Source organism: Mycetocola sp. JXN-3 (genome assembly GCF_014522285.1).
Taxonomy (GTDB): domain Bacteria; phylum Actinomycetota; class Actinomycetes; order Actinomycetales; family Microbacteriaceae; genus Mycetocola; species Mycetocola saprophilus.
This window is the reverse complement of record NZ_CP041635.1, coordinates 128,674-154,108: the sequence shown is the minus strand read 5'-3', so window position 1 is coordinate 154,108 and position 25,435 is coordinate 128,674. Positions and strand designations below refer to the sequence as shown.

Annotated in this window: 26 protein-coding genes and 1 tRNA gene; 13 read left to right on the top strand and 14 right to left on the bottom strand. The window is 66.4% G+C overall.

Annotated features, from left to right (window positions below; genetic code table 11):
* Nucleotides 1-74: 74 nt before the first annotated feature.
* The 8 genes from C7C57_RS00835 to C7C57_RS00800 form a co-directional block, all read right to left on the bottom strand.
* Nucleotides 75-422, bottom strand: coding sequence for a hypothetical protein (locus C7C57_RS00835; protein WP_255505732.1), 348 nt, complete (start codon nucleotides 420-422; stop codon nucleotides 75-77).
* On the bottom strand, nucleotides 422-706 hold the full coding sequence (locus C7C57_RS00830; protein ID WP_187977237.1) for a hypothetical protein: 285 nt from the start codon (nucleotides 704-706) through the stop codon (nucleotides 422-424). The genes C7C57_RS00835 and C7C57_RS00830 overlap by 1 nt, the downstream gene beginning before the upstream one ends.
* A gap of 119 nt (nucleotides 707-825) precedes the next feature.
* Nucleotides 826-1,611, bottom strand: coding sequence for a transcription termination/antitermination protein NusG (gene nusG / locus C7C57_RS00825; RefSeq protein ID WP_081863977.1), 786 nt, complete (start codon nucleotides 1,609-1,611; stop codon nucleotides 826-828).
* A gap of 81 nt (nucleotides 1,612-1,692) precedes the next feature.
* Nucleotides 1,693-1,962 (bottom strand): preprotein translocase subunit SecE, encoded by a 270-nt coding sequence (gene secE / locus C7C57_RS00820; RefSeq protein ID WP_030147765.1) that lies wholly within the window; start codon nucleotides 1,960-1,962, stop codon nucleotides 1,693-1,695.
* 45 nt (nucleotides 1,963-2,007) lie between these two features.
* Nucleotides 2,008-2,080, bottom strand: a tRNA-Trp gene (locus C7C57_RS00815).
* A gap of 258 nt (nucleotides 2,081-2,338) precedes the next feature.
* Nucleotides 2,339-2,980 (bottom strand): TetR/AcrR family transcriptional regulator, encoded by a 642-nt coding sequence (locus tag C7C57_RS00810; protein WP_187977236.1) that lies wholly within the window; start codon nucleotides 2,978-2,980, stop codon nucleotides 2,339-2,341.
* Nucleotides 2,981-2,990: 10 nt separating this feature from the next.
* Entirely contained in the window at nucleotides 2,991-5,201 is a 2,211-nt protein-coding gene (locus C7C57_RS00805; protein ID WP_255505731.1) for a YhgE/Pip domain-containing protein, read from the bottom strand.
* A complete protein-coding gene (locus C7C57_RS00800; RefSeq protein WP_121687698.1) occupies nucleotides 5,198-5,902 on the bottom strand; it encodes an AAA family ATPase in 705 nt (234 codons plus the stop codon). The genes C7C57_RS00805 and C7C57_RS00800 overlap by 4 nt, the downstream gene beginning before the upstream one ends.
* A 95-nt stretch (nucleotides 5,903-5,997) precedes the next feature.
* Here C7C57_RS00800 and C7C57_RS00795 point away from each other — a divergent pair, with 95 nt between their 5' ends.
* Complete coding sequence (locus tag C7C57_RS00795; protein ID WP_187977235.1) at nucleotides 5,998-6,357, top strand: SdpI family protein; 360 nt, start codon at nucleotides 5,998-6,000, stop codon at nucleotides 6,355-6,357.
* A gap of 27 nt (nucleotides 6,358-6,384) precedes the next feature.
* On the opposite strand, the gene C7C57_RS00790 is transcribed toward C7C57_RS00795, so the two are convergent.
* On the bottom strand, nucleotides 6,385-7,020 hold the full coding sequence (locus C7C57_RS00790; RefSeq protein ID WP_187977234.1) for an RNA methyltransferase: 636 nt from the start codon (nucleotides 7,018-7,020) through the stop codon (nucleotides 6,385-6,387).
* An 88-nt stretch (nucleotides 7,021-7,108) separates the two neighbouring features.
* Between C7C57_RS00790 and C7C57_RS00785 the strand changes: the two genes are divergently transcribed.
* The 3 genes from C7C57_RS00785 to C7C57_RS00775 are packed head-to-tail and all read left to right on the top strand — an operon-like array spanning nucleotide 7,109 to nucleotide 9,802.
* Nucleotides 7,109-8,023, top strand: coding sequence for a metal ABC transporter solute-binding protein, Zn/Mn family (locus C7C57_RS00785; protein WP_187977233.1), 915 nt, complete (start codon nucleotides 7,109-7,111; stop codon nucleotides 8,021-8,023).
* Nucleotides 8,020-8,871 (top strand): metal ABC transporter ATP-binding protein, encoded by an 852-nt coding sequence (locus C7C57_RS00780; protein WP_187977232.1) that lies wholly within the window; start codon nucleotides 8,020-8,022, stop codon nucleotides 8,869-8,871. Before C7C57_RS00785 ends, C7C57_RS00780 begins: the two co-directional genes overlap by 4 nt.
* A gap of 31 nt (nucleotides 8,872-8,902) precedes the next feature.
* A complete protein-coding gene (locus C7C57_RS00775; protein ID WP_187977231.1) occupies nucleotides 8,903-9,802 on the top strand; it encodes a metal ABC transporter permease in 900 nt (299 codons plus the stop codon).
* On the opposite strand, the gene C7C57_RS00770 is transcribed toward C7C57_RS00775, so the two are convergent.
* Nucleotides 9,799-10,986 carry an ATP-binding protein gene (locus C7C57_RS00770; protein ID WP_187977230.1) on the bottom strand — a complete coding sequence of 396 codons (1,188 nt, stop codon included), beginning with the start codon at nucleotides 10,984-10,986 and terminating at the stop codon, nucleotides 9,799-9,801. The two genes, C7C57_RS00775 and C7C57_RS00770, sit on opposite strands and share 4 nt — an antisense overlap.
* A gap of 153 nt (nucleotides 10,987-11,139) precedes the next feature.
* Between C7C57_RS00770 and C7C57_RS00765 the strand changes: the two genes are divergently transcribed.
* From C7C57_RS00765 to C7C57_RS00755, 3 genes are all read left to right on the top strand, one after another.
* Nucleotides 11,140-11,805, top strand: a complete 666-nt coding sequence (locus C7C57_RS00765) for a metal-dependent transcriptional regulator (protein WP_187977229.1) — start codon at nucleotides 11,140-11,142, stop codon at nucleotides 11,803-11,805.
* 97 nt (nucleotides 11,806-11,902) lie between these two features.
* Nucleotides 11,903-12,895, top strand: coding sequence for a hypothetical protein (locus tag C7C57_RS00760; RefSeq protein ID WP_187977228.1), 993 nt, complete (start codon nucleotides 11,903-11,905; stop codon nucleotides 12,893-12,895).
* A gap of 194 nt (nucleotides 12,896-13,089) precedes the next feature.
* Nucleotides 13,090-13,902 (top strand): HAD-IIA family hydrolase, encoded by an 813-nt coding sequence (locus C7C57_RS00755; RefSeq protein ID WP_121687705.1) that lies wholly within the window; start codon nucleotides 13,090-13,092, stop codon nucleotides 13,900-13,902.
* Nucleotides 13,903-13,959: 57 nt separating this feature from the next.
* Here C7C57_RS00755 and C7C57_RS00750 read toward each other — a convergent pair whose 3' ends face one another.
* Nucleotides 13,960-14,418 (bottom strand): MarR family winged helix-turn-helix transcriptional regulator, encoded by a 459-nt coding sequence (locus tag C7C57_RS00750; protein WP_187977227.1) that lies wholly within the window; start codon nucleotides 14,416-14,418, stop codon nucleotides 13,960-13,962.
* A 63-nt stretch (nucleotides 14,419-14,481) separates the two neighbouring features.
* Between C7C57_RS00750 and C7C57_RS00745 the strand changes: the two genes are divergently transcribed.
* Nucleotides 14,482-14,850: a VOC family protein gene (locus C7C57_RS00745; protein WP_187977226.1), complete on the top strand. Its 369-nt coding sequence runs from the start codon at nucleotides 14,482-14,484 to the stop codon at nucleotides 14,848-14,850.
* Between the two features lie 76 nt (nucleotides 14,851-14,926).
* Here the strand turns inward: C7C57_RS00745 and C7C57_RS00740 are convergent, their stop codons facing one another.
* Both C7C57_RS00740 and pyrE read right to left on the bottom strand, forming a co-directional pair.
* Nucleotides 14,927-18,094, bottom strand: coding sequence for a septum formation family protein (locus C7C57_RS00740; protein ID WP_187977225.1), 3,168 nt, complete (start codon nucleotides 18,092-18,094; stop codon nucleotides 14,927-14,929).
* Nucleotides 18,094-18,642, bottom strand: coding sequence for an orotate phosphoribosyltransferase (pyrE, locus tag C7C57_RS00735; protein ID WP_030147752.1), 549 nt, complete (start codon nucleotides 18,640-18,642; stop codon nucleotides 18,094-18,096). Before pyrE ends, C7C57_RS00740 begins: the two co-directional genes overlap by 1 nt.
* A 76-nt stretch (nucleotides 18,643-18,718) precedes the next feature.
* On the opposite strand from pyrE, the gene C7C57_RS00730 reads away from it, so the two are divergent.
* Nucleotides 18,719-19,591 carry an exodeoxyribonuclease III gene (locus C7C57_RS00730; RefSeq protein WP_030147751.1) on the top strand — a complete coding sequence of 291 codons (873 nt, stop codon included), beginning with the start codon at nucleotides 18,719-18,721 and terminating at the stop codon, nucleotides 19,589-19,591.
* A gap of 316 nt (nucleotides 19,592-19,907) precedes the next feature.
* Complete coding sequence (locus tag C7C57_RS00725; RefSeq protein WP_187977224.1) at nucleotides 19,908-21,170, top strand: M23 family metallopeptidase; 1,263 nt, start codon at nucleotides 19,908-19,910, stop codon at nucleotides 21,168-21,170.
* A 73-nt stretch (nucleotides 21,171-21,243) separates the two neighbouring features.
* Here the strand turns inward: C7C57_RS00725 and C7C57_RS00720 are convergent, their stop codons facing one another.
* Entirely contained in the window at nucleotides 21,244-22,275 is a 1,032-nt protein-coding gene (locus C7C57_RS00720; protein WP_370581423.1) for a magnesium and cobalt transport protein CorA, read from the bottom strand.
* Nucleotides 22,276-22,368: 93 nt separating this feature from the next.
* Here C7C57_RS00720 and C7C57_RS00715 point away from each other — a divergent pair, with 93 nt between their 5' ends.
* The 3 genes from C7C57_RS00715 to C7C57_RS00705 all read left to right on the top strand — a co-directional run bounded on the left by C7C57_RS00715 (nucleotide 22,369) and on the right by C7C57_RS00705 (nucleotide 25,391).
* Nucleotides 22,369-23,616, top strand: coding sequence for a sensor histidine kinase (locus C7C57_RS00715; RefSeq protein ID WP_187977223.1), 1,248 nt, complete (start codon nucleotides 22,369-22,371; stop codon nucleotides 23,614-23,616).
* Entirely contained in the window at nucleotides 23,613-24,314 is a 702-nt protein-coding gene (locus C7C57_RS00710) for a response regulator transcription factor (protein ID WP_187977222.1), read from the top strand. Before C7C57_RS00715 ends, C7C57_RS00710 begins: the two co-directional genes overlap by 4 nt.
* A 69-nt stretch (nucleotides 24,315-24,383) precedes the next feature.
* Nucleotides 24,384-25,391, top strand: coding sequence for an aldo/keto reductase family protein (locus C7C57_RS00705; protein WP_187977221.1), 1,008 nt, complete (start codon nucleotides 24,384-24,386; stop codon nucleotides 25,389-25,391).
* Nucleotides 25,392-25,435 lie beyond the last annotated feature (44 nt).

The window sequence follows — 25,435 nt, the reverse complement described above, 5'->3', positions numbered from 1 at the left end:
AAACTAGAGCTTGGTGACCTGGTCGAAGCTCACCCCAGATCGCGAGTCTGCTTGAGCACTGACAGGCTGATCCGTTACTCGGGCAGACGGTCCAGCCTGCGCGCGGCCCGAAGGTACGCGTCGAGCCCCTGTCTTCGCCCCACCGCTACCGCCTGCACAGCGACAACGGTGATCCCGTCGGAGGCGAACCGATACACCAGACGAAAGCGCGGTTTAACGTTCCCAATGGGATCGAAGTAGAGCTTAAAACAGTCCCGGAGATCTCCGGTAGCTACTCGATCATCGAGCGGCACCCCGCGAACCGTTCCATCGCGAATCGCGACAATGAGATCGATGGTCATTTTGCGCGTACGTAAATCCGGCAGCGCATCAAGATCCTCCTGAAACCCAGGAAGAACCTCCATACGCAGACGCGAAGACATTAGCGATAGTCACCCGGGTCCAGGCCGAGCCTGCCGGCGACCTCGCTCAGCGGCGTCGCCGGGCCCCGGGCCGCACGCTGGCGCACGAGTGCGGCAATCTCCATGTCCTCGATAATCGGCAGGAGCTCGGCATACAGCTCAAAGGGGATGATCACGGCTTCGGCCTTACGGTGCGCTCCAAAAATGAGCGGTGCCGCCGCGATGCCCTCCTCACGAAACCGCTTCAACGCACGCGGGAGTTCATCGCGCGCGTCCTTACTCGCCAGTACAGGAGGAATAGCCATGCGCCCATCGTATCAATCTTGTACATAAATATGTACATATTTATGTGCCTAATTCCGCACTGCCCGCACAAACACAAAACCCCGCATCCAAAAGGATGCGGGGTTTTGAGAAGTAAAAACTAGAGCTTGGTGACCTGGTCGAAGCTCAGCTCCACCGGAGTCTCGCGCTCGAACAGCGAAACCAGGACGGTGAGCTTGCCGCTCTCCGGCTTGATCTCGGAGATCGAACCCGGCAGGCCCGCGAACGAACCCTCCTTGATGGTGATGGTCTCGCCGATCTCGAAGTCGATCTCAGCGGTGACGGTGCGGTTCTGAACCGGCTTACCCGCGGCCTTGCTGGCGGCAACCTCGGCCACCTCAACCAGGCTCTTGAGCATGTTGAAGGCCTCTTCGAAGCGCAGCGGGGTCGGATTGTGGGCGTTGCCCACGAAGCCGGTCACACCCGGGGTGTGGCGAACAACCGACCAGCTGTCCTCGTTCAGGTCCATCCGCACGAGTACGTATCCGGGGATCCGCACGCGGGTGACCATCTTGCGCTGACCGTTCTTGATTTCCACCACGTCTTCCATGGGGACTTCAATCTGGTAGATGTACTCGGCCACATCCAGCGTGCCCTTACGCTGCTCGATGTTGGCCTTCACCTTGCGCTCGAAACCGGCGTAGGAGTGAATGACATACCACTTACCCGGCTGCGTGCGCAGCTCCAGACGGAAAGCCTCGTAGGGATCGAGCTCGACGGGGGCCTCGGCCTCTTCGTCGGACTCTTCGGTCTCAGCGTCAGCTTCTCCAGCCTCGGTCTCAACCTCTGCAACCTCGTCGGTTACAGTCTCGGTCTCAGCGGACTCGACAGTCTCGACGGGGGTCTCAACCTCGGTCACGCTGTTCTCGTTCAGATTCTCTGACACCTGATCTCATTCCTTACGTAAGTTGTCGCTTCACGGACGGGCGGGTGCGCGATGCACGGATCCATCCGAAATCGCGAGGGCCTACGGTGCGCCGAAGACCCAGTTCACCAGGGCGGCGAACAGCATGTCTACGCCGTAGACGAGACCCATCATGATGAGAACAAACACCAGCACAACGAGCGTGAAGTTGATCAGCTCCTTGCGGGTCGGGGTTACAACCTTCTTCAGCTCCGCAATTACCTGCTTGAGGAAGAGGATGATCCCGGCAAACGGTCCACGCTTCTGAGCGCGCGCCTGCTTTGCAGCAGCGACGATTTCCTCACTGGGTTCGTCGATTACGTTTGCGACCACGTGTTCACACCTTTCATGTGTCGGTGTTTCTAAGACACCGACGCGCAGGGCGGACAGGACTCGAACCTGCAACCTGCGGTTTTGGAGACCGCTGCTCTACCAATTGAGCCACCGCCCTATGAATCGAATTGTCGATCACAGGATGTGAAACCTACCTTACAGTGCCGAACCCCGACTCACCGAATCGGTGAAAAAAGGGCGCGGAAAAGCTTGTCAGGTTTCTCCTACGCCGCAAGTCTAGGGGACAAATACCGGCGAAGTAAAGTCGACACCGTTTTTGTGTGTGCTCACCGGACGCATCGCCGCCACAACCCGCTCACACAGCGCCGCGGGCCCCGAGAAGACTCGGGACCCGCGGCGCGAAACGAACTCGCGGCTAGCCGGCGACGGACACTCCGGTGATGTACGCGGGCGAGAAAACGCTGAGAATTGCCTCGGCGGTTTCATCTCGGGAGCGTTCGGGATCAAACACGACCCACTCCAGTCCCGCGACCAGCACCGCCCCGAAAATCGCACTCGCGCGAATCTCGGCGGCCACCGAGGTGCCGCCATCGATGCCCTGGAGAACATCGGCAAACACCCCGATCAGGCGATTACGCACGATCGTCAACGACTCCCGCCACATCCGGTCGGTGCGAAACAGCTCGGCCACCAACAGCTTGGCCATCGCCTGATTATCGCGGATCCGATCGAGGGTGCCCTCGACCAGGGCGCGCAGGGCCGCGGGCCCAACCAGGTCCCCGCGCACTCCGAGGAGGAACGCGTGGAACTGGCCAAGACCATCGTCCATCAGGGCTTCAAACAGCTGATCCTTGGAGGTGAAGTTGTAGTAGACGCTGCCCTTGGCCACGCCCGCCTCGAGCGCCACATCATCCATCGTGGTCCCGGTGATCCCGCCCCGAGCCGAAAGCTCCAAGGCGGCATCGAGGATCGCACGCTTGGTTTTGGAGACCTTGGGCACCAGGGGTGCCTCCGGGCTGATTGCGCTCATCACAAACTCCTTCACACGGATGGACATCGACCGGCGATTAGATCGCGAGTTCCGGGCTGAGCCGCTTCATGGTCCATACCTTCTGGCGACCGGCAGCATAAGCGGAGATCGCGAAGCTGATCACCAGTAGTCCGATCATATAGGCCAGGGCGATCCAGAAGCGGGCGTCGACGCCTCCGGTAATCAGCTGGCGCAAACCGTTGACCACGTAGGTCGCGGGCATCACCGGGTGCAGGATCTGGAAGAAGCCGGGGGTGGTCTCCACCGGATAGGTTCCACCCGAGGAGCTCAGCTGTAGCATCAGCAGGACGAGGCTCACCACGCGGCCGGTCGCACTACCCAGCAGCACGATGAACATCTGCTGCAGGGCGAGGAACGCCAGGGTGGTCAGGTACATGAACGCGGCGGTGGCGACCCAGTAGACCGGCTGCAGTCCGATGCCGTAGACGAGCACCAGCATCATGATGACCACCTGGCCGAGGCCAATCGCGGCGGCCGGGATGAATCCGGTCAGTGCAGCACGCAGGCCCGAGGTACGACCGGCGAGGGCGCGGGTGGGCAGGGCGCGGAGGATCAGCCAGGTGATCAGCGCACCCACGAACGCGGCCAGGGCGATGAAGAAGGGCGCGAAGCCCTCACCGAAGCTGGCGGCCTTGTTCTCGTTGGTGGTGGCCAGTCCGACCGGGTTCGCCACCACGGGCGCGGTGCGGTCGATGCGAGCGGTCGAGTAGTCGGGGGCCTTTTCGGCACCCTCGCCCAGCTTGGTCGCCAGCTCATCGCTCCCCTCGGCAAGCTTCTGCGTGCCGTCGGTCAGGGTTTCGCCACCGGTCGCGGCGCTCCGCGCGCCGTCGGCCAGCTGGGTCGAGGAGGAGGCCAGGGTGTGCGCGCCGGTGTTGAGCTTGGCGGCTCCGTCGGCCAGCTGGTTCGCGCCGGGGACGGCCTGGTTCAGGCTCGACGCGAGGGTTCCCGCGCCCGAGGACAGGGTTCCGGCGCCGGTATTGAGCTTCTGCACGGCCTCGTTCACGCCGGTGGCACCGGCGGCGAGGGATCCGATGCCCTGCTGCAGGGCCGGGACCTTCTGGGTCAGCTGGGCGGTTCCCCCGGCGAGCTTGGTGGCACCCGCGGCAAGCGTGGAATCCTGGGCGGTTCCGGCGGAAATTCCGGCGGTTGCGCCCGCGAGCTTGTCCATCGGGATGCCCTTGCTCGCGAGGAACTCGTTGAACTGAGCCACGGTCATGTTCTGGGTGGCCGGGTTGGCCATCGCGTCACGGATCGCTCCGGCCAGCTGCGCGGTCTGCTCCGCGCCGGTGTGCAGCGTACCCACACCGGCGGCCAGGGCCTGAGCGCCGTCGTTGAGCTGAGCAGCCTGGCCCGGCAGAGCCGCCGCCTGAGTGTTCAGTTCGGAGGCACCGGCACCGAGGGCCGGGGTCTTTTCGGCGAGCTGTCCGAGTCCGTCGGAAAGGGTCTTGGCACCGCCGGCGAGGGTGCCCGCGCCGGTTGCGGCCTTGCTCACGCCGTCGGCGAGGGTCTTGGTTCCCGCACCCAGGGTGGCGGTTCCGCTGGCCAGGGTGTTGGCACCATCGGAGAGCTTGCCGGATCCATCGGCCAGGGTGTTGAGCCCCACCACGAGTTCACCCGCACCCTCGTTCAGCGCACCCGCGCCATCGGAGAGTTCACCCGCGCCGTCGGCTGCCTGACGCACGCCGTCGGCCAGGGTGCTCACGCCCACCAGCATCGTGTTGGCGGTCTGCTCGCTGACCTGCTCGGTCACCGCGTTGCGCAGGAGCGTCATCGCGCTCTGGCCGAGGGTCGAGGCGAGGAAGTTGTTGGCGTCGTTGAATTCGACGTCGATCTTGGCCTGCTCGGGCTTGTCGTCGGCAACCGAGACGGCCGAGGCCGAGAAGTCCTTGGGGATGGTGACCGAGAAGTAGTAGGTACCATCGGACACGCCCTTGCGGGCGGTGTCGGCGTCCACCTTGCTCCACTTGAGGTCGCCACCCTCGAGTACCTTATCGACGACCTTATCCCCGGCGTTGACCCGGGTTCCATCGTCCATGGTGGCACCGCTGTCCTCATTCACCAGGGCCACCGGCAGATTCTTCATCTCGTCGGTGGGTGCCCAGAAGGCCCAGAGGTAGAGGGCTCCGTAGATCAGCGGAATGAACAGCAAGACCACGAGGGAGATCTTGGGCAGGGTGCCCTTTTTAAAGCGGGTCAGTTCGGTCCCCGCGGACGCGAGCGACATCATACGAGTTCCTCCAGGAGGGTCTGAGCGTGGGGGGCCGGGGAGGTCTGGGACACCGGGATTTCGGTGACCGGGACGCTCACTCCGGCATACAGTGCGGGTTCAAAGGCGGAGGCGGAAACCAGGACGCCGATGCCCGAGGCGGCGATCTCGCCCAGGCGGGTGATCACGGCGGCCTGCGCACGCAGGTCGTGCACGTGGTCGATGCCGTCCACGATCAGCACGTCGGGGGCGTCCATCAGGGCCAGGCCGATGCGCAGCAGCAGCTTGGTGTCCTCATCGAGGTCCCAGATCATGGTTTTGGCGGCGGGGATCGGGTGGGACCCAAACGCGGGAACCAGCGCCCGCACCACGGCGACGTCGTCAAAACGGCGCACCAGGGCGTACCAGGGGGCGTTCCAGCGGGCGCGCTCGGTGACCGCATCACCGACGGTGACGGCCTCCTCCAGGGTGTCGATCCCGTCGAACCCGGCGATGGCGCTCTGGTTGCGCAGGGCGCTCAGGCCCTCGGCACCGCGCACGGTGAGGGTGCCCGAACTGGGCTTCATCCGGCCCGCCGCGGTGAGCAGGAAGCAGGTCTTGCCGCTGCCGCGGGTACCGGTCACCACACCGAAGGGTGCGTCGAGGGTGAAATTGAGGGGGCCGTAGACCGAACCACGAGCCGCGTTGAGGGCGATGTCATTCGCCTGAAGCAGTGCCGTCACTATCGTGACCTTTCTCATCTTTTGTACTGACTAGTCAGTTTAGACTCGTCGGTACAAAAATCGCAAGTTATGCGCTGAGACCATAGGCTTGATACATGGAGACACTGACGTCACTGCTGACCGCGATCCCCATCACGATCGGAGGAATCTTCATCACCTGGATGGGGTGGCGCGGAGGCCAGGGCAAACTCAAGCGCAACACGCTGATGGGCGTGCGCAACCCGACGACCCTGCAATCCGATGCGGCCTGGGAAGCAGCGCATCGCGCGGTCGCAAAGCCCACGATGATCGGCGGAATCGGTGCGACAATCAGCGGCGTCATTGCCGCGTTTATCCCGATCGAGACCGGCTATATCGTGGTTCTCGTGGGGGCCGGCTGGATCCTCGCCTGGGTCGCGGGCAGCCTGGGCATCGGCACACGCGCGGCCGAAAAAGCGGCCGCGGCCGAAGCCTAAAACGTTACTCGCCCGCAGGCACCGCCACTAGAACGCGACGTGCTGCATGACCCACGCGTGCATCGTCACCGCGGCGGCGGCCGAGGCGTTGATCGAGCGGGTGGAACCGAACTGGGTGATTTCCACCACGGATTCGGAGGCGGCAATCGCCTCGGGTGAGAGGCCCGGGCCCTCCTGCCCAAAGAGCATCAGACAACGCTTAGGCAGCTCGAAGGTTTCCAGGATCACAGATCCGGGCACGTTATCGATGCCGATGATCGGCAGGTTTTCGGCGGCACACCAGGCGACCAGGGCCTCGATCGACTCGTGGTGGATCACGTGCTGGTAGCGATCGGTCACCATCGCCCCACGCTTATTCCAGCGCCGACGGCCCACGATGTGCACGGTGTCCGCGCCGAATGCGTTGGCGCTGCGCACGATCGAGCCGATGTTCATATCGTGCTGCCAGTTTTCGATGGCCACGTGGAACGGGTGGCGGTGCTCGTCGAGGTCGGCGACGATCGCCTCCATCTTCCAGAACCGGTAGCGGTCGATCACATTGCGGGTGTCACCGTACTGCAGCAGCTCGCGATCGAAGTGGTCCTCCTCGGGCCACTCGCCCACCCACGGCCCCACTCCGGCGGTGGAGAGTTCATGGGTCGGGGCATCCTGCGGCTCGGTCATCCCCTAAGCGTAGCCGCCCCACACGCAAATTCCGGCATCGGCCACGGAAAGTTTTCGGTGCACCGAAAAGTTAAGCTATGGTTTCTCCATGACCCGACCAACCCTGCGCCTGATCGCCCTCACCGCCCTGACCGCCCTCGGCCTCACCGGCTGTTCCCTGCTGGACGAGGGCGGCCACACCACGCCCACCGCCGGAGAAAAACCCCTCGTTCTCACCAGCTTCACGGTGATCGCCGATATGGCCCGCGAGGTGGGTGGAGACCGCGTCCGGGTCGAATCAATCACCAAACCCGGTGCCGAGGTCCACGGCTATGAGCCCACACCTCACGACATTCGCAATGTGGCCGGTGCCTCACTGCTGCTGGAAAACGGCTTCGCGCTGGAGGGCTGGTTTGACCAGTTCACCCCGAACGTGCCGCGGGTGGTTCTGAGTGAGGGGATCGATCCGATCCTGATCACCGTCGGCGATAAGGCCGGCGCTCCCAACCCGCACGCCTGGATGTCCCCGGCCGCCGGACAGGTCTACGTGCACAACATCGCCCGCGCCCTCGGTGATCTGGTGCCCGAGCACGCCGAGGAGTTCACCCGTCGTGGCGAGGCCTATGCCGCACGGATTGGCGAGGTGCGGGACGGGCTGAGCGAGCGACTGTCCACGATCCCCGCGGACCGGCGCTTCCTGGCCACCTGCGAGGGTGCCTTTAGCTATCTCGCCCGGGACGCCGGATTAGAGGAGGGCTACCTGTGGGCGGTCAACCAGGAAAACGAGGGCACCCCGCAGCAGATGGCAGATCTGATCGCCCAGGTGCGCGAACGCCAAGTGCCCACGGTGTTCTGCGAGTCCACGGTGAGCGATAAGGCCCAGCGCGAGGTGGCCGCGGCGACCGGTGCCACCCTGGCCGGGCCACTGTATGTCGACTCACTCTCCGATGGTCCACCGGTTGGCAGCTACCTCGAACTGCTGCGCTATGACCTCGACCTCATCGCCGACGGGCTGAGCCGATGAGCGCCCGCACCCCGGGGCAGCACCCGGCCGCCCCCGTCCCCGCCAGCGCCAGCGCCAGCGGCGATCTTGCAGGCGAGCAGCGCACCCCGGAGACTCCGGAGACCTCGGCGGTCCCGGAATCCTCGGCGAGCGCCGCCGCGATCCACGTGCGTGACCTGCACGTGGCCTACGGGTCGGTGATCGCCCTCTCCGGCGTCACCCTGGGCCTCGCTCCGGGCAGCGTAACCGGGCTGGTCGGGATGAACGGCTCGGGCAAATCCACCCTGTTCTCGGCGCTGATCGGCATGCTGCCCGGCGCACGCGGCGAGATCCGCCTGCTGGGGAAGGACCCGGCCGCCGCCCGCACCGCGGGGCTGGTGGCGTTTGTCCCGCAGACCGAGGTGATCGATCGCGACTTCCCGATCAGCGTGCGCGAGGTCGTGATGCTCGGACGCTTCGGCCACCTGGGGTTCACCCGCCGGCCCCGCGCCACCGATCGCGCGGCGGTTGCCGCCGCCCTGGAACGGGTGGGCCTGACCGAGCTCGCCGACCGTCCCATCGGGGCGCTCTCCGGCGGACAGCGTAAGCGGGCGTTTGTGGCACGCGGCATCGTCCAGGATGCGCGCATCCTGCTGCTGGATGAGCCCTTCGGCGGAGTGGATGCGGTCTCGCAAACCCTGATCACCGGCGTCCTGCGCGAACTGCGCGACGAGGGCCGCAGCCTGCTGGTGGCCACCCACGACCTCGCCGGAATCCCCGAACTGTGCGACGAGGTGATCCTGCTGAATAAGCGGATCCTCTTCCACGGCGACCCCGCCACCGCCCTGCGCCCGGAAAACCTGGCCCTCACCTTCGGGGTTGCCCCGTGATCCGCCTTTCCCTGAGCTCTGGAGATTCAGCATGACCGACATCCTCACCTGGTTCACCGAGCCCCTCAGCCACGGCTTCATGTCCCGCGCCCTGGTGGCCACCCTGATCTCGGCGAGTGTGTGTGCGCTGCTCTCCTGCTGGCTGGTGCAGATCGGCTGGTCGCTGATGGGCGACGCGGTCTCGCACGCGGTGTTTCCCGGCGTGGTCTTCGCCCACATGATCGGGGTGCCCTTCGCCCTCGGTGCCTTCATCTTTGGGGCCGGGGCGGTCGGGCTGATCGGCGCCCTTCAATCACGCACCACCCTGAAATCCGACACCACGATCGGCGTGGTGTTCACCAGCCTGTTTGCGCTGGGGATCGCCGTCAACTCGGTGTTCCCCAGTCAGGTGGATCTCAACCACATCCTCTTTGGCAACATTCTGGGGGTCGGCGTGAACGATCTGCTGCTGGTCGCGATCGTGGGTTTCGCCAGCGGCGCGGTACTCCTGCTCAAGCGACGCGACCTGACCCTGTACGCGTTCGATCCGGTTCAGGCACACACCCTGGGCATCCGGGTGCGCGGGCTGCGGATCCTGCTGCTGCTGATCCTGGCCCTGGTGGTGGTCATCACCCTGCAGACGGTGGGGATCATCCTGGTGGTCGCGATGCTCATCATCCCCGGGGCCACCGCACTGCTGGTGAGCGGGCGCATGTCCCGCATCCTGCCCATCGCCGTGGCCTCCGCGCTACTCTCCTCGATGGTGGGCGTCTATGCGGCGTACTACCTCAACGCCTCGGTGGGCGGGGTCGTTGTCCTCACCCAGGCCGCGCTGTTTATGCTCGCGCTGATCCTCGGCCCACGCGGCGGCTTATTGCCCAACATGCTGCGCTCCCGCCGGGCGGCACGGACCTCGCGGGCACCGGAATCACCCGTGGCGGCAACGGCCTAAAGTTCCGGTGCCGGATAATGCGCCCACTCATCCGGTACATCATCCTCAGGGTCCGGGGTGATCCCCACAACGGTGCGAATATAGCGGTCGAGATAGGGCAAGGAGAACCGCACATACCCGTGACCATCCGGCTGTACATACCCGCTATCAATGAGCCGACGTCGATAGATCTGGACGTACTGGTCGGACACCTGCATTCGATCACGAATGTCGGCGGTGCGGGTGCGACCCTCGTCCACCGCCATCGCGGCGAGAAACTCGCGATCCTGATCGGAAAGGTCGAGATAAACCTTGCTAATGACGCGACTCTGCACCGCCCGAATAGCACGGTCGAGCGCCACCTTGGCATCGGGAAGCGTAATCGTCCGGGCAGTCTGGTTGTTGCGCCACGCATAATCACCGGCAAGCTGCACCAGATAGGGGTATCCCTGGCTAATCGACACCAGCAGCTCCAATGCCGCCGGCTCGATTCGCCGTCCACCCAACTCGCTGGTCTCGGCAAGCACTCGCCGGGTTTCCGCCGGGCTCAGGCGACGAAAATCCAGGTCACGGGAGCGACGCAGAAAAGTTGTGTGCTCCTGCTTGATCAGTTCGTCGATATCAACCTTGATCCCGGCGAAGACGATCATGATGTTTGCGCCGTCATTGAGGGCATGCGAAACCTGCACCGCAAACTCCGAGAGCTCGCGCAGACGAACCTTGCCCGAGGATACCTCGTCGATGGTGATCAGAATCCCACGACCGTCACGCGCGGCCGAGAGGGCGACGAGATCGTTACGGAGCTGCGGCACGGCTTCTCGAGCACGGTCTTCGTACTCCCAGTTGGCACCGAATTTCCAGAGGTTGAACCCGGTCAAACGCACCTTCGCGGAGGACTCAAGTCCACCAATCAGGGTCGGGATGGTCGAGTTCATGACACGCTTCATGAGCCCACGACTGGCATCCTCGCTGATCACTAGCCATCCACGATCGGCCGCGGCGTTCTGCAAGAGAGACAGCATCGAGGTCTTTCCCGCACCGCGAAGCCCCGAGAGGAGGACCGAGTGATTTTCCCCGAAATCCAGCGAGTCAAATACATCGGTCAGCTCCACGATTTCCCGCTCGTGTCCACCGAAAACCAACGGCTGTTTGCCATATCCAGGGCTAAACGGACTCGTGTACTGCTCGCCAGTCGCTTCGTCCATGGTTATGCCCCGAATCGTATTTATTTTATGTTTCTTATTTATTTTGTTTATGTGGCTTCGAGCCCAGTTCACCACCCCTCCCGGCAATTCGCAAGGGTCCGGGTACCCTGGATACGGACCCGCTACCCGGTGCGGGCCACCGAGGAGAGCCCGATGCCGCTGAGCACCCGCTATGAGGACGCCCACGAGGACTACCTGAAGACCATCTACTCGTTCACCGAGTGGCAGGATGCTCCGATCACGCCCTCGGTGCTCGCGACCCGGCTGGGCCTGGCCCCCTCGACCGTGACCGAGATGGTCAAGAAGCTTGCCGCCGCCGGGCTTGCCGATCACGTGCGGTACGGGGCGATCAGCCTCACCGAGACCGGACGTCTGCGGGCCCTGGCAGTGATTCGCCGGCATCGGCTGATCGAAACCTGGCTCGTGAACGAGATGGGCTACACCTGGGACGAGGTGCACGATGAGGCCGAGGTGCTGGAGCACTCGATCAGCGACCGCCTGCTGGACGCCATTGCCGAACGCCTGGGCAACCCCACCATCGACCCCCACGGCGACCTGATCCCCACCGCCGACGGCGAGGTCATCCGCCCCAACGCCACAACCCTGGCGCACTGCGCCCCGGGCAGCGAGGTCACCGTGGTGCGTATCCGCGACCGGGATCCCGAGATGCTGCGCCAGCTGGCCGAGCACGGGATCGGGCCGGGGAGCACCATCACCCTGGTGACCCTGTCGCCGACCCCGGTGCTGCGCGCGGACAACACCAACATCGTGCTGTCCATCGGGGCCGACGAGATGATCTGGGTGGCACAGGAGGACTAGCCCCCCCCATTCGAGGGCTGGTCGCAATTACGCGACGCAACGTAGCATCGGCGAAGGATGCCCCCGCATCCGTTCACCCGAATTCTGCGGAGTCCCCATGCGCTCTCACACCCGCCTGCCCCTCGTCCTCCTCGGCGGGGTGCTGCTTGTCGGCGCCGCGGTCGCGGGTGCGCCCGCCCCGGCCGAGGCAGCCGTTGGCGACACCGTGTGCACGGTGCCCTCCGGCGGAAACCGGATCTATACCGTGACACAGACCGGGCCGCGCACGTTCGGGGTGACCTTTGTGGACACAAATATTCTGGCCGCCACCACCACGCTCGAGGACGGGACCGAGGGCTACGACCCGATCCCGCTCGACTTCCGCACCGGCACCAATACGCTGACCATCGCCCCGGATGTGCGCGTGGGCGCCCCCACCCTCTCGCAGTCGATCGAGACCGAATTCGACGAGACGGCACCCGGCGGCTTTCGGGTGACCCGGCTCCTGCACAACCCCGCGGCCCCCTGGGAGACCGTATCCGTGTCCGCGGCAAACCCGGAACGCGTGGTGTGGACCCACGATCTCGATGCCCGCACCCGCCCCGACGGATCCCTGCCCGAACCGGCCGTGTTCCCCTTCCTGGATGCCGACGATGCGGCCAGCGTACTCGAACTGACCCTCACCGCACCGGCCGAGGCGCGCGGCGAATTCACGCTGATCGAGGGCACGCAGGTGTCCTTCTTCGGGGCGACCCACGGGGTCCTTCCCGGGAGCTGGACCCGCGATGAGGAGGTCCGGATGAGCATGGCCGGGTGCACCGTGACCCTCGCCGATCCCGCCACCAGCCCGACCCCCACCCCCGGTAACACCGTATTGCCCACCCCGGGAAACACGACGCTGCCGACCCCGAGCACTTCGGCCACCACTTCGGCCACCACTGCGGCACCGCAGGCGGCCGCCACCGCGCGGGCCACCGCGAGCGCGGGTACCGGGGCTGCCGGCCTTGCCGAAACCGGTGCCGGGACCCTCCCGCTCCTATTGGTCGCCGCCGGGGCGAGCCTGCTTGCCGGCGTCGGGCTGCTCCGACGCCGAGGCCAGACCCGGGCCTAAGCGGAACCACGCTCCCCCAAACCCCTGCCTAGGCGGAGCCAGGCTCCCCACCGCCGGAACCGGATGCCCGGCTCGGTGAGCGCCCGATCCGACGCGCCCGACGGGCATGCTTCGGGGAAACCGTGCAGCCGTCCGGGCATCGTGGTCCCATAGACTGGGACTGACCCGTTCACCCAGTAGAGGGAGCAGTACCGATGACGCAGAAGCGCGCCGAAGTCGAATGTTGGCTGACCGACATGGACGGCGTTCTCGTGCACGAGAACCGCGCCATCCCCGGAGCCGCCGAGCTCCTCGAGCAGTGGCGTAACGAGGGCAAGCCCTACCTGGTGCTCACCAACAACTCCATCTTTACCCCGCGTGACCTGAGTGCGCGCCTGCGCTCCTCGGGTCTCGAGGTCCCCGAGGACCGTATCTGGACCTCGGCCCTCGCCACCGCCGCCTTCCTGAAGAGCCAGAAGCCGGGCGGCACCGCGTTTGTGATCGGCGAGGCCGGCATCACCACCGCGCTGCACGAGGCCGGCTTCATCATGACCGAGACCAACCCCGACTACGTGGTGGTGGGCGAGACCCGCAACTACTCGTTCGAGGCGATCACCAAGGCCATCCGCCTGATCAGCGGCGGTGCCAAGTTCATCTCCACCAACCCCGACGCCACCGGCCCGAGCCGCGAGGGCCCGCTGCCCGCGACCGGCGCGATCACCGCGCTGATCACCAAGGCCACCGGCTTTGAGCCCTACGTGGTGGGCAAGCCCAACCCGATGATGTTCCGTTCCGCCCTCAACAAGATCGGCGCCCACTCGGAGAACACCGGCATGATCGGTGACCGCATGGACACCGACATCGTCGCCGGCATCGAGGCGGGCCTGCACACAGTGCTGGTGCTCACCGGCATCAGCGATGACGAGGAGATCGGTCGCTACCCGTTCCGTCCGGACGAGATCCTGAACAGCGTCAAGGACCTGCTGCACCCGCCCGTGGAAAGCGAAAACTACGAACCCATCGCCTAGCGCGCACTCACAAAGCCCCGGCCGAGATTCTCGGCCGGGGCTTCGTGTATCCGCGAGCTAGCGCGGTGCGGATTCCCCGCGCAGGGAACGAATCATGCTCTCCAGGATGCGCAGCGCATCGCCGCGTTCAGTCTCGGTGAGTCCGTCCAGCATGCGCAGCTCCACACCGCGAACGGCGGCGCTGGCCCGTTCCAGGGCCCGTCGCCCGAGCGGGGTCAGGCTGGTGGGGAGCACCTTTCCCACCGGCGCTTCGTCGGGCCGAGTCACGTGTCCCTCCCGCTCGAGGGTGTGCAGCAAGACGTTCATCGACTGACGCGTGACAAACGATCCGCGGGCGAGTTCGGAGTTGGAAAGCCCCGGGCGCTGGGCCAGGAGTTCGAGGCAGGAGTAGTGGGTGATGGTCATACCCAGCGGACGCAGGGCTTCCTCCATCGCCTGTCGCAGCGCGGTTGATGCCTCCTTCAACCGGTAGCCCAGGGAGGTATCGAGGTGGATGATCTCGCCGTCTTGACTCATGTCAGCAGTATGACATAGATTGATCCGTGTCAGATAACTGACATCTTCGAAAGGAATATCCACATGCCCGCTCTCGGTCCCGACTTCATCTCCCTGCAGGTTCGCGATCTGGACGCCTCCCAGGCGTTCTACCAGCACTACCTCGGCCTCACCCGCTCCCCCGCCGGTCCCCCGCACGCCGTGGTGTTCGGAACCAAGCCGATTGCATTTGCGCTGCGGAGCGTGCTGCCCGGCACCAACCTGGATGCCGTCCCCCAGCCGGGAATCGGCGTCGCGATCTGGCTGTATGCCACCGAGGTTCAGGCGATCCATGACGCGCTGAGCGCCGATGGGCACACCATTATCGTCGCCCCGATCGATGGTCCCTTCGGACGCACGTTCACGTTCACCGACCTCGACGGTTATCAGATCACCCTCCACGACCGCGCCTAGAACGAAAGACGCCCGACCGAGAATTCTCTCGACCGGGCGTCTGAATGGTGCGGCGCGCACCACCGTCTCGTGGCGTTTAGCCGGGCAGCACGCTCGTGGTGAGCGGCTCGCCGCCGCTGCGGGTCACGAAGCACAGGTAGCTGCGCTGGCCGTCATTCCACTGCTGCTCGGTAATGGGGAATGCGGCCTGAACCTGCAGGTCGGTGTATTCGCCAACCGCGATCCGCTCGGGGGCCGAACATGCCAGGGCCGATCCGGCCACGATGCTTGCCTCCCCGGGGAACGGGGCGTCCGACTCGGCGGCGATCGCCACCGGGGCCAGCAGCTGGGCCGCATGGGGCTGGGCGCAGTCCACGACGGTGAACTCGGTCGCCCAGGCATCGGTAAACGGGGCGATGCACTCGCCGCCGGTCAGCGTATTCCACGCGTGCGGTGCCGTCGCGGCCGGGGTTTCCTGAGTCGCGGTGGGGCTCGGTGCGGCGCTGGAGGAGGCGGACGTGGGCAGCCCAAAGCCACCGGCGATCGTGTTGCTCAGGAAGAACAGCACCCCCAGCAGGGCGAGGAATCCGATACCGATTCCCACCAGCAGGCCGACTCGACGACCCGAACCGCGACCACCCGAAGTTCCCCCACCGGGCTTGCCGGGGCGCGGAGGCGCGGGGGGTGCCGGAGTCGAGGCTGCGGAGGCAGGGGCCGAAGTCGAGGGCGCATTGGTGGCCGTCTGGGCCGAGGCTGCGGCGGTAGGCCCCGAGGTCGAGGCGGCGGTGGTGGGTGCCGAGGTCGAAGCTGCCTCGGTAGGCACCGGAACCGGGAACAGGGTCGTTTCGGGGTCCGGGGTCAGCGTCACGTCCGCGCTGGGAAGGGGAATCTCACTGGTCAGCGGGGGCAGTTCGATCGAGCCGGTCATCGGCGGCACGATGGTCCCGGCCACCGTGGCATCCACCCCGGCGGCGGGTTCCTGATCGCGAATGAGTTCGGCGAGGAGTGCCTGGTCGATCGGGGCCGTGTGGGTGTCCTCCGCGGAGACTGCGGAGGGTGCGGAGGCCGCGGCGATGGGTTCGGCCGGGATATCCAGGGGGATCTCGGGCGCGTGGTTTCCGCGGCGATCGCGCACGCTGGCGACCAGATCGCGCACGCTGGCCTCACCGGAGTGCGCCGAAGCCGAGGGGCCCGCGGGCTGAGCCGAGCCTTCGGCAACCTGGGCTGCTACCTGGATCGGTGCCGCCGGTGCGCCCGGTGCAGGTTCGCTCGGTGCGGGCACCGGCTCGAATGCCGGCGCTGCCGATTCGGCCGCCTCGGGTTCGGGTACTTCCGATGCCACCGGCTCAGGTTCGCTCGCTGCCGGGGTCGGAGTCACAAAAATGCTGGTTTCCGGCTCGGGCTCCGTCGCGGCCGGAGTCGCGGGCACGGGGGCCGGGCCGGCAACGCTCCAGAATCCGGATAAGGCCGGGGCTACCACAGGGGTGACCGTGGGCGCACTCTCCGGATCGGGGCTCACCGCCGGGGCGGGCCGCACGGTTTCCGGGGCAGACTGCACGGTTTCCGGGGCAGACTGCTCGGTTTCACGAGCGGACTGCTCGGTTTCCGGAGTCGATTGTTCGGTTTCCGAGGTGGACCGGAAGGCATCCGCTCCCGGGTCCACGAGGTTCGCCTCCACCGGAGGCAGAACCGGAACGTCGGGCTGCACCGCAGGAACCGCAGGCACGGCCGGGGTGGCCGGAGCGTCCGACACCGCAGCGAGACGTTCGTCGGTGTGAATGGAGGGGTCCAGCTGATCGTTCGGGGTGAGCCCCCAGTTGAATGCGGCCGGGGCAGACGCTTCGCCGGCGGGATCCGCGATCGACTCTGACTCCCGGTGGGTGCCCGGCACGGGTAGCACCACCGACGGGGTCGCATCTCCGACGCTGAACGCGGGCTCATCGTCGAGGTCGACATCGGTGGGGAGGTCCGCTCGAGGCTCGACGAGCGGACGCGGGCTGGACGCCGTCCGGATAATCGGCAGGGCGGACGCGTTGGTGTCGTGGAAATCGTTGGACGCGGGAATCTCGGGAGCCGGGGCGTCCGCGGAGTGGACGGGCTCGGACTCGACCGGCGCCGTGGCTCGAGCCTCGGCTTCGGCGGCATCCGCGGCCGCGCGCTGTGCCAGACGTTCGGCCTCGGCAGCCGCGGCGGCGGCACGCAGCTCGGTGCGGTGCGGCAGCGGAGGCGCGTCATCGGGGCGGATCACGGTGATGGGTTCGGCGCGCAGATGGGTCTGATCCCAGTTCTCGGCCACCGATTCCGTGGGTTCATCGGCGGAGGGCACGACGGCGCTCGGAGCAAGGTCCTCGGTGGATTCATCGGCGCCGGACACGAGCGAGCTCGGGGTAAAGGCCTCGGTGGGCGCATCCAAGAGCGCATCGTTCGCGACGGTGGCGCTCTCCGAAACGGATGCATCCCGGGGGAGCGGCGCGACGCCGAACGAGGGAGCAAGCCCCGGATCGGATGTCGTCTCCTCGACCTCGGGAGTTTCAGCCTCGGGCGCATCGGCCTCGGGCACCTCCGCCTCGGGTACCTCGGGGGTCAGCGGGGCGATCCCCGCCAGGGGGAACGCGGATCCGCGCGTGGGCAGGCGCAGGGCCGCGGTCTCGGTGGGGACCGCGATGAGCTCATCAAAGTTTGTGGAGGCTGCCGAGGCCTCGTGGCTGCGCGGCTCATCGCCGGACGGCTCGGGAAGATCGGGCAGCTCGGGCTCGGGAGCGCCGGACCCTGCGGCCGCCGGGGCTGCATCGGCCAGCGGAATCGCCTCGGGCTCGGGAAGAACGGGGGTCGCCTCGCCGGCCGGAACCACCGTTGGATCGGGAACTCCTGGATTTGCCTCGGCATCCGGGACAACGGGAATCGCCTCGGTCGGCGGGACCACCGAAATTACCTCGGTTGGCGGTACCACCTCGCCCGGCTCGTGCACGAGCGCCTCGTAGACGCTCTCCGCGGTGTCCGCCACCTCGGGCTCGGCGGGCGGCTCCTCACCGAGGGCCTCATAGATGCTGGACAGCTCGATGGTGTCCGTATTGGCCAGCGCGGCCATCAGCCACTCGGTACCGAGCGGGCCGGAGTCGGGTTCGGAGTCGGAATCGGTCGGGGACAACGGGTCCCCCGAGGCAGCCGGGATCGCCGGGGTCGCTTCCCCCTCGCCCTCGCGGGCGGGGATGTGCAGCGGTTCGGAATCGTGGTCCTCGGGGGTGCGCCCGTTGTCCCCGGCCACTACTCGAGCCCCAGGTCCGACAGACCGATGGCGGAGAAGTACGGGTACCCCTCGGCCTCGATGATTTCCTTGGCACCGGTGTTGCGGTCCACGACCACGGCGACACCGGCGATCACGGCACCCACCTTCTTCAGTGCCTCGATGGCCTGCAGCGGCGATCCACCGGTGGTCGAGGTGTCCTCAAGCACGATCACGCGCTTGCCCTCGAGGTCGGGGCCCTCGATCTGGCGGCCACGGCCGTGGTCCTTGGGCTCCTTGCGCACCACGAAGGCGTCGTAGCTCAGCCCGCGGGCGGCACCCTGGTGCAGCACGGCGGAGGCGATGGGGTCGGCACCCATGGTGAGGCCACCCACGGCCACCACGTCGGGGATGTCGGCGATCAGGTCGATCATGACCTGGCCGATCAGCGGCGCAACCCGGTGGTCCAGGCTGACCCGGCGAAGGTCAACATAGTAGGTAGCCTTCTTCCCGCTGGTGAGCGTGAAGTCGCCGTGGAACACGGCATCGGCCTTGATAAATTCAATAAGTTTTTCACGTGCGTCGGTCACGGACCCTAGTTTACGGTGCGGCGCACCCGCGCGCACGGTCCGCGCGTGGGGAACTCGCGGGCGCTACGGTGGAGATATGCGAATCGCCACCTGGAACGTCAACTCAATCCGTGCCCGCGTCGACCGTGTGGTGGACTGGCTTGTCCGCGAGGACATCGACGTGTTGGCGATGCAGGAGATCAAGTGCAAGCCCGCACAGTTCCCGATCGAGGCGTTTACCGCCGCCGGCTACGAGGTCGAAATCCACGGGCTGAACCAGTGGAACGGTGTGGCCATCGCCAGCCGTCTGCCCATGAGCGAGGTCACCCACGAGTTTTCGGGGATGCCCGGGTTCGCCAAGAAGCCCCCGGTCCCGCTGGATCCCACCGCTCCCGGAACCGACGCCGAGGGATATCCGCTGGAGGCGCGCGCGCTGGGTGCCACCATCGACGGGCTGCGCCTGTACAGCCTGTATGTCCCCAACGGACGCGGACTCGACGATCCGCACTGGCACTATAAGCTCGCCTGGCTCGACGCCCTGCGCGCCGACACCGAGCGCTGGCTGGCCGCCGATCCCGATCTTCCCCTGGCGCTGATGGGCGACTGGAACGTGGCACCGTTTGATGCGGACATGGGCGATCCGAGCTTCACCGTGGGGTCCTCGACCCACGTGTCCCCCGAGGAGCGCGCGGCGTTCCACGCGTTCGAGGCCGCCGGGCTGACCGATGTGGTGCGGCCGCTGGTGCCCGAGGGCTATACCTTCTGGGATTACACCCAGCTGCGCTTCCCACGGAACGAGGGGATGCGCATCGACTTTATCCTCGGCTCACGCGGATTCGCCGACCTGGTCACCGACGCCTCGATCCACCGCGACGAGCGCAAGGGCGACGGCCCCAGCGACCACGTTCCCGTGGTGGTGGATGTGGCCCTCGAGGGTGAGGACGATGACATGCCGATGATCTTCGGCTAGTCACCCTATAGAAAACAGGTGTTGTCGGATTACGTACGTTATTAGTCGCATCTGTTTTTTAAATATCACCTCGGGATCCCCGGAATTCCGGGGCATGCCGTTATGGTTTTGTTACTTTTGTGGAATTTTCCAGGCAAAATCCGCGAGATTCCGTTAGTCTTGGGTCTAGCCGTTGCGAAAAGATGCCCCTCAAAGGGGCTCTCCCCCATTCCGCAACACCCCGTCTTTATCACCCACCCGGTGTGACTGCCCGCGGTAGCCATGCCCATTTTGGAGCAATTCAGTGAACCAGAGCACGACACCCGAGAGCGAACGGGTGGCTACTGCACCCCTGCCCTCACGTCGCGCCCTGCGTGCAGCGCGTGAGGCCGAAAGTGCCGCCGCCGCGAACATCGCTCCCGTCAGCATCACTCCGAGCAGCGCGCTCGACCCGATCGAGGACCACGGCGTCGCCTCGGTGGCCACCGGCATCGCCGGTTCGGCACCGCTTCCGGCACAGGCACCCACCCGTCCCGCGGCGACCCACGCGGTCTCCGAGTCGCTCGCCGAAACCGAAGCCGCCGCGTTTATCGCCCCGGCACCGGCCTTCGTGGCACCGGAACAGACCGACTCGGCCCCCGCGGCGATCGCCGAATCCGCCGCACCGGCGACGTCCACTGCACCCGCGACGTCCGCCGCCCCCAGCTTCAGCGTCCCCACCTTCGACGAGATTTTCGGCGGGGTTCCCGCCGCCGGACAAGCCTCGACCTCGCACACCGACGGCGCGCACACCCACGAGCCCCGGACCAAGCGCGGTTCGCGTCCCCAGACCCAGCGCGCGGCCTCCGCCGCCCGGCGCACCGGTCGCCCCCAGGGCCCCCGAGCCGCCCGTCGTCCGCTGCGTCGCGCGGTCTTCTCGGTTCTGATCGTCCCCGCCCTGTTTGGGACCGCCGCGCTCCCCGCGTTCGCCATCGACTCCTCGGCCTCCGCCGCCGGACCCACCAGCTACTCGGCCATGCAGCTGATCCGCGGCGAGTCCAAGGCACCGCAGACCCTGACCGTGAGCGCCGCCGCATCGGTGGAAGACATCGACCGCGGAACCTACGAGACCAGCCGCGGCGCCATGGCCCCCACCGGCTACAACGCCTCCAGCGCCCTCGAAGCGTATGCGGGACCCTCGGCCCTGGGCTGGTGGCGTCCGCTGCCTGGACCGATCACCTCACCGTACGGTCCGCGCGGTCTGATCTGTAACAGCGTCGGCTGCTCCAACAGCTTCCACGAGGGCATGGACTTCGCCGGCGCCTCCGGAACCCCGGTGCGCGCGATCTTCGGCGGCACCGTGACCTTCGTGGGCAACGCCGGGGCCTTCGGTAACCGGGTGATCGTGGACCACGGCAACGGCGAGGTCTCGCTGTATGGCCACCTGCTGACCGGCTCCGCCGAGGTCAAGGTTGGCCAGACCGTCGAGGCCGGACAGATTCTCGCCGGCGTGGGTGCGACCGGTGTGGTCAGCGGCCCGCACCTCGACCTCAAGATCGAGGTCAACGGCGAGATGACCGATCCCGCCGCGTTCCTGCGCAGCAAGGGCGTCCCGGTCTAACCAGCCCCACCACACTCGTGCCCCACGCGAGTGTTCGGGACACTCCACGTCCCGCGCGGCCCACCGTGTCCGACTACAGCCAGTGCTTCTTCTTGAAGATCCCGTAGAGCAGCCCGGCAAAGCCCACCATCAGCGCGATCGAGAACGGGTACCCCCACTCCCAGCTCAGCTCGGGCATATTGTGGAAGTTCATGCCGTACACCGACCCGATCAGGCTCGGGGCAAAAATGATGGCCGCCCAGCTGGAGATCTTTTTCATCTCCTCGCTCTGCCGTAGGCTCGCCTCGGTCAGGATCCGGGTCTCATCGTTTTGACGCTGCCCCACCAGGGCCGCATTCACGGTGAGCGCGTTTTCCAGCAGGCTGCGATAGGCGCTGGCACGCTCGATGACCCGGGTCACATGGTCGCCGACATCGCGCAGGGCTCGGCGCTGCTCGATCGCGTCGGCGGGAAGTCGCGCGGCCATCGACACCAGCATGCCGGGCAGCGGGGTCGCCGCGCGCTGAAACGCGATCACCTCGCGGGAGAGTTCATAGATGCGCTGGGACTGCTCATGTCCGCCCGAGAACAGGGCGTCCTCAATCTCATCGATATCGTTTTCCAGCCCGGCGAGCACCGGCTCATAGCCGTCAACAATCTCGTCCAGGACCGCGAAGAGCACGGCCTGGGGACCCTCGGCCAGCCGCGCCGGTTCGGCTTCGAGGCCGCGCCTGGTCTCGGCAAAGTTGGGGGCTTCGGAGTGGCGGATCACGATGGCGGTGCGCGGCCCGGTGATCACGTGCACCTCACCAAAGTCCACCCGCTCCTCGGCGTCCAGGTAGCGCGCCGAGCGCAGCACCGTGAGCGAGGTCTCGCCGTAGCGCTCAAACTTGGGACGCTGATGCCCCTGGGAGGCGTCCTCGACGATCAGCTCGTGCACCCCAAAATCGGTGGCCAGCGCGTGCAGCTCGGCGGTATCCGGGCGGTACAGCCCCACCCAGGCGAACCCGTCGGGGTGTGATTCCAGGGCCGGCAGGGTCTGATCAATCCCCAGCGGAGATGCCACGCGAACACCCGCCACGTACACAGCATTGTCGATCATGACCATGTTGGTTTCCTCCCACATCCGCCGTCGATTCTCACCGTAGCCCAGTTCCCCCGTACACGCGCTGATCGCCACGTGGGGCGGCACGGCATGGGTGTCACCTAGGCTGAAGCTATGCCTACCCGTGCCGAGATCAGGTTTGACCGTGTCCTAGCGGCCGTGCTGTTTGTCTGTGCGCTGCTGAGCCTGGCGCTCTACCAGCAGATGGGGGTGTTCGCGCATCCGGCACCGCTGTGGGTGGGCGTGATCACCTCGCTGTGCCTGTGCACAGCACTGGCCTGGCGGCGCAGCTATCCGGTCCTGGTGATGTTCGTGGCCGGCGCCGTGTTTGTGGTGGCCGCGCTGCTCAGCGTCTCCGAGCAGCTGCTCGCCAACGTGGTCCTGTTCCTCTCGATCTACACCGTGGGGGCGATCGTGGAAAACCGCGACCGCGCCCGACTGATGCGCATGATCATGATCGCCGGGATGTTTGTGTTCCTGGTGGTGGGTCTGTTCATTCAGGCCACCAACCCCCACCTGATCTCCCGGATCCCGCAGGTGGGTGCGCTCTCTCCGCTGGTCGCGTTCATGCTTGCCCAGATCCTGATCAACGTGCTCTACTTCGCCGGGGCCTACATGATGGGTGAGATCGCCTATCGGGTACGTCTGCGCGAGCGTCAGCTGCGCGCCCTCACCACGGAGCTCGAACTCGAGCGTGCCCGCGGCGCGCGCCAGGCGGTCGCGCTGGAACGCGTGCGCATCGCCCGCGAGCTGCACGATATGGTGGCCCATCACGTCTCGCTGATGGGGGTGCAGGCCGGGGCCGCCAGAATCGTACTGGATCGAGATCCCGACGCCGCCCGCACCGCCCTGCACCAGGTCGAGACCAGTGCGCGCCTGGCCATCAGCGAGCTTCGCGGGCTGCTGGGCACGCTGCGGGAGGCGGATCCAAGCCTCGAGGACGCGCCCTCCACGGTGAGCCTGTCCGGCCTGCCCGCCCTGATTCACGCGAGCGAGGACGCCGGGCTCCCCACCCGGTTTGAGATCCAGGGCACCGAGGTACCGGTCTCCAGTCTCACCGGTTTCACGCTGTTCCGGGTGGCCCAGGAGTCCCTGACCAACGCTCGCAAGCACGGCGGTCAGGCGGCCACCGCCGATGTGCGGCTGCGCTATCTGAGCGACGGGGTCGAGCTGGAAATCGCCAACACCGGCGCGATGCCGATCCCCCATCCGCAGTCCGGACACGGTCAGCTCGGGATGCGGGAACGGATCGCGGCGGTCGAGGGCCGGCTCGAATACGGCCCGCGCACCCGCGGCGGATACCTGGTGCGCGCCTTTGTCCCCTATGACCTCACCGCCCTGCCCGAAGGAGTCACCCGATGAGCCCGATTCGTATTCTGCTGGTGGATGATCAGGCCCTCCTGCGTGCAGGTTTCCGCATCATCCTGGGCACCCAGCCCGATATGGAGGTGGTGGGCGAGGCCGCGAACGGGTTGGAGGCCATCGCCGCCGCCGCCGAACTGAAGCCCGATGTGATCTGCATGGACATCCAGATGCCGGGCATGGATGGATTGGCCGCGACCGAAAAGCTGCGCGAGACCTCGGCGGCGATCCTGGTCCTCACCACCTTCAACGAGGACGCCTACCTGTTTGCGGCCCTGGAGGCCGGAGCCGCCGGGTTCCTACTCAAGAACTCCTCCCCCGAGGAGCTGATCGACGCGGTCCGCGTGGTGCACGGCGGGGACGCGCTGCTCTCCCCGGCGCTCACCCGACGCGTGATCGAACGCTTCGCCCCCGCGCTGGCCCGGCCCGAAACCCCGGTCGCCCCGGCCCCCGCCCCGCCGATCACCGAGCTCACCGAGCGCGAGCGCGAGGTGCTGGAGCTGCTGGCGCGCGGACTCAGCAACCAGGAGATCGCCGGCACCCTGTATGTGGGCGAGGCGACGGTGAAAACCCATGTGTCCCGGGTGCTGCAAAAACTCGGGGTGCGCGATCGGATCCAGGCGGTGGTGTTCGCCTATGAGCACGGGCTGGTCATTCCCGGAAGCTCCCGGCAGGATCCCTCGAGCGATGCCTCCTGACCGCCGGCGTTCGCTCAAAGCGAGCACCACAACCGGTCACGGCCGTGGCGCGAGCGGTACGCTCAAGAAATGGAATTCAGATATCTCGGAAACAGCGGTCTCAAGATCTCGGAGATCATTTTTGGTAACTGGCTGACCCACGCCTCGCAGGTCGAAAACGACATCGCGATTCGCAGCGTGCAGGCGGCCCTCGAAGCCGGCATCTCGACCTTCGACACCGCCGACACCTACGCCAACACCGCCGCCGAGGTGGTTCTCGGCGAGGCCCTGAAGGGTCAGCGTCGCGAATCGCTGGAGATTCTGACCAAGGTGTACTGGCCCACCGGCCCCAAGGGTCACAACGACTCGGGCCTTAGCCGTAAGCACATCATGGAGTCGATCAACGGCTCGCTCGCGCGCCTCGGCACCGACTATGTCGACCTGTACCAGGCACACCGATTCGACTATGAGACCCCGCTCGAGGAGACGATGCAGGCCTTTGCCGATATCGTGCGCCAGGGCAAGGCCCTCTACATCGGCACCTCGGAGTGGAGCGCCGACCAGCTGCGCGCAGGCCAGGCCCTCGCCAAGGATCTGGGCTTCTCGCTGATCTCCAACCAGCCGCAGTACTCCGCCCTGTGGCGGGTCATCGAGGCCGAGGTTGTGCCCGCCTCCGAGGAGCTGGGGATCTCGCAGATCGTCTGGTCCCCGGTCGCCCAGGGTGTGCTCACCGGCAAGTACCTGCCCGGTGCCGCCGCTCCCGCGGGGAGCCGCGCCGCCGATGAAAAGGGCGGTGCGAACATGATCAAGAGCTACCTCACCGAGGAGATCCTGACCGCCGTGCAGACCGGCTTCGTGCCGATCGCCGCCGATCTGGGGCTGACCCCGGCCCAGCTGGCCGTGGCCTGGGTGCTGCAGAACAAGAACATCGCCGGGGCCATCGTGGGTGCCTCGCGTCCCGAGCAGGTGGCCGATAACGCCCGCGCCGCCGGCGTGAAGCTCGACGCCGACGTGCTCGCGGCGATCGATACCGCGCTGCGCCCGGTGGCCGAGTTTGACCCGGCCAAGCTGGTGTCCCCGGCCGGTCGTCCGTCCTAAACGATCCCTTCAACACGCGTGGCCCCGGGAATTCCCGGGGCCAC

Coding starts and splice junctions, on each gene's coding strand:
- C7C57_RS00835 (WP_255505732.1), bottom strand. CDS start 422: ATGTCTTCGCGTCTGCGTATGGAGGTTCTTCCTGGGTTTCAGGAGGAT.
- C7C57_RS00830 (WP_187977237.1), bottom strand. CDS start 706: ATGGCTATTCCTCCTGTACTGGCGAGTAAGGACGCGCGCGATGAACTC.
- C7C57_RS00810 (WP_187977236.1), bottom strand. CDS start 2,980: ATGTCCATCCGTGTGAAGGAGTTTGTGATGAGCGCAATCAGCCCGGAG.
- C7C57_RS00805 (WP_255505731.1), bottom strand. CDS start 5,201: ATGATGTCGCTCGCGTCCGCGGGGACCGAACTGACCCGCTTTAAAAAG.
- C7C57_RS00795 (WP_187977235.1), top strand. CDS start 5,998: ATGGAGACACTGACGTCACTGCTGACCGCGATCCCCATCACGATCGGA.
- C7C57_RS00790 (WP_187977234.1), bottom strand. CDS start 7,020: ATGACCGAGCCGCAGGATGCCCCGACCCATGAACTCTCCACCGCCGGA.
- C7C57_RS00785 (WP_187977233.1), top strand. CDS start 7,109: ATGACCCGACCAACCCTGCGCCTGATCGCCCTCACCGCCCTGACCGCC.
- C7C57_RS00780 (WP_187977232.1), top strand. CDS start 8,020: ATGAGCGCCCGCACCCCGGGGCAGCACCCGGCCGCCCCCGTCCCCGCC.
- C7C57_RS00775 (WP_187977231.1), top strand. CDS start 8,903: ATGACCGACATCCTCACCTGGTTCACCGAGCCCCTCAGCCACGGCTTC.
- C7C57_RS00770 (WP_187977230.1), bottom strand. CDS start 10,986: ATGGACGAAGCGACTGGCGAGCAGTACACGAGTCCGTTTAGCCCTGGA.
- C7C57_RS00765 (WP_187977229.1), top strand. CDS start 11,140: ATGCCGCTGAGCACCCGCTATGAGGACGCCCACGAGGACTACCTGAAG.
- C7C57_RS00760 (WP_187977228.1), top strand. CDS start 11,903: ATGCGCTCTCACACCCGCCTGCCCCTCGTCCTCCTCGGCGGGGTGCTG.
- C7C57_RS00755 (WP_121687705.1), top strand. CDS start 13,090: ATGACGCAGAAGCGCGCCGAAGTCGAATGTTGGCTGACCGACATGGAC.
- C7C57_RS00750 (WP_187977227.1), bottom strand. CDS start 14,418: ATGAGTCAAGACGGCGAGATCATCCACCTCGATACCTCCCTGGGCTAC.
- C7C57_RS00745 (WP_187977226.1), top strand. CDS start 14,482: ATGCCCGCTCTCGGTCCCGACTTCATCTCCCTGCAGGTTCGCGATCTG.
- C7C57_RS00730 (WP_030147751.1), top strand. CDS start 18,719: ATGCGAATCGCCACCTGGAACGTCAACTCAATCCGTGCCCGCGTCGAC.
- C7C57_RS00720 (WP_370581423.1), bottom strand. CDS start 22,275: ATGTGGGAGGAAACCAACATGGTCATGATCGACAATGCTGTGTACGTG.
- C7C57_RS00715 (WP_187977223.1), top strand. CDS start 22,369: ATGCCTACCCGTGCCGAGATCAGGTTTGACCGTGTCCTAGCGGCCGTG.
- C7C57_RS00710 (WP_187977222.1), top strand. CDS start 23,613: ATGAGCCCGATTCGTATTCTGCTGGTGGATGATCAGGCCCTCCTGCGT.
- C7C57_RS00705 (WP_187977221.1), top strand. CDS start 24,384: ATGGAATTCAGATATCTCGGAAACAGCGGTCTCAAGATCTCGGAGATC.